The organism is Ruoffia tabacinasalis (assembly GCF_005864045.1).
Taxonomy (GTDB): domain Bacteria; phylum Bacillota; class Bacilli; order Lactobacillales; family Aerococcaceae; genus Ruoffia; species Ruoffia tabacinasalis.
The window spans coordinates 1-2,334 of sequence record NZ_VBSP01000088.1; the positions used below are offsets into that span (position 1 = coordinate 1).

A 2,334-nucleotide genomic window follows, 5' to 3' on the forward strand; every position below is an offset into this window, starting at 1 on the left:
TGCAACTGATGAAGAGATACAAGGTTGGGCAACGAAATTAAATACACGTCCCAAAAAATGTTTGAATTGGAAAACACCTTATGAAATCTTTTATAAAACTGTGTTGCACTTAATTTGACAATTTAAGGTATAAAAAAAGCACCCAGCTGGGTGCTTTCAAATACGATGTTAAATTTTTAGCTTATTCAGCAGTTGGTTCTTCAGATAGTAAGTAGATATCTGACCATTTCAAGTCCGAACCAATTTGAGTATCCCATTGGCTTACACGGTTATTAACAGCTGTTAATGTGTAGCGGAATAATGTTGGGATTGTTGGAACTTCTTCAATCATATATTCTTGCCAGTCATAGAATGCTTGTTGACGGAATTCTTCATCAAAGGATTCTTCTGATTCAATGGCTGCTAACAATTCATCATTTTCTTCTGTTGCCCAACGTGTGAAGTTAAATGGTGCAGAACGACCATATAAACCACTTTGGTTTGGATCTCCACCAACACCGAAAGCAGCTTGAAATACATCGATGGCTGGATCGTCTGCTTCAATACGTTCGTAGAATGAATTAGATTCCATTAATTGTCCATCAACGAGTTCAACGTTAATACCGATTTGTTGCCAAGATTGGATGTAATATTGAGCAATCGGCTCAGCCGTTTCTCCACCGGACATTGAAGCGAAACCTAATGTAAATGGTTCTCCATTAGGGTCTTCAACAAAGCCGTCACCATCGTTATCTACAAAGCCTGCATCAGCAAGTAATTGTTGAGAACGTTCTGGATCAAATGTATATCCCTCTTGTTCAGCATTATGATACTCTGTAAAGTTTGGTGTAATATGTGAATTAGCGTTTTGGCGTAATCCATAATAGAATTGAGTTGCAATTGCGTTATTATCAATCGCATAAGCCATTGCTTGACGTAATGCTTTATTTGATGTGACACGTTCTGGTTCTGGTACAACTTCGCCGTTCTCTTCATCCCATGTCCCTTGTTTGAACCCGATATAAGTAATAGCGTTCTCTAAGAATCCAACAGGAGTAAAGTTCGTTGCATCAGCATATGTTTCATATTGGTCAGCTGGTAATGAAGCAATATCATAGTTTCCAGCTTTTAATTCAGATACGATTGTAGAAGAATTTACTACTTCAATAACCATTTCATCGATGTTAGGACGTCCATCATAATACTCGTCAAATGCAGTTAAAGTTACCGCTTCACCTGGTGTGATCGATTCTACTTTAAATGGTCCGAAACCAACTGGGTTTTTACGAACATATTCGCTATCTTCCAATTCAGCCACTGGTACTTCACCTAGTAGATGTTCTGGTTCGATATAATTAGAAACACCACCACCAGCTTGAAGCATTGAGTTATTAAATGTATTATATGTTACTGTTAACGTGTAATCATTCACTCGTTCAAGACCTGAAATTTCTTCAGCATCTCCATTGTGGTACTCTTCCATACCAGCAACGTTTTGGAAATCTGATCCGTAACGAATTCCAGTATAATCAGGATTACCAATAACGTAGTATGGGAAGATTACGTCATCAATTGTAATTTCTTCACCATCATGCCATGTATGTCCTTCTGGAATAGTAATCGTTACTTGGCTGTTCTCTGGATCCATTTCGATATCAGCAAATCCTGAATTATCAATAGTGAAGTTCTCATCATATCCATAAAGTCCTGGATTAAAGAAATTAATAATTTCACTATCTGGTTGACCAGTGTATAATAAGTTGTTAAGAACTCCAGAAAATGTACTATCTGATACTAAAGCGTAATTTAAAGTACCACCTTCGATAGGTTCACCTTCATTTTGTACTAAAGTATCAAACTCTAATACCCCATCTTCTCCTTCTTCTTGAGCTGAGACTAACTGCGTCGTAGGCCCAACTAAAGTCGAAGCAAATGTCATAGCTAAAGTTGTTAGTGAAACATATTTTTTAATCGATTTTTTCATTAAAATCCTCCTATAAAATGATTTCCCTAGCATTAGAATAAATAAAAAAAATTATACAATTTTAATGCAAGCGGTATAGTACATTTTAAATCATTATCGCTTTAATATCTATAGTTTTAGGTTATTCTTATTGGCTTTTAATCATTTTAATTATAATGCAATTTAATAAAACTTTTATATTATAGACTTCATTATTCCTATACACTTTCCATATTTTTTTCTATTAAATGAATGGATTTATATATATTTGATTTGTCAAATTAAGCTAGACAAAACAGCTTCATCTAAGTAACTCAAAAATACTTCCAACGGTGTTTGGTAGTGCAAGGATTTCCGTGGAATCGTGTTCCGTTTGTGTGCAATCGATGACA

General features: G+C 35.4%; 1 protein-coding gene and 2 pseudogenes. 1 reads left to right on the plus strand and 2 read right to left on the minus strand.

The features are described from left to right. Positions 1–118 (plus strand): annotated as a pseudogene (locus tag FEZ33_RS12030) (IS30 family transposase); the annotation flags it as partial. 63 nt (positions 119–181) lie between these two features. Here FEZ33_RS12030 and FEZ33_RS12035 read toward each other — a convergent pair. Next, positions 182–1,963, minus strand: a complete 1,782-nt coding sequence (locus tag FEZ33_RS12035; protein ID WP_138405596.1) for an oligopeptide ABC transporter substrate-binding protein — start codon at positions 1,961–1,963, stop codon at positions 182–184. 255 nt (positions 1,964–2,218) lie between these two features. Beyond that, positions 2,219–2,334: pseudogene (locus tag FEZ33_RS12040) on the minus strand (IS30 family transposase); the annotation flags it as partial.

What these genes read in the sequence shown, in the direction of transcription:
- FEZ33_RS12035 (WP_138405596.1), bottom strand. Translation starts at nt 1,963, where the DNA reads ATGAAAAAATCGATTAAAAAATATGTTTCACTAACAACTTTAGCTATG.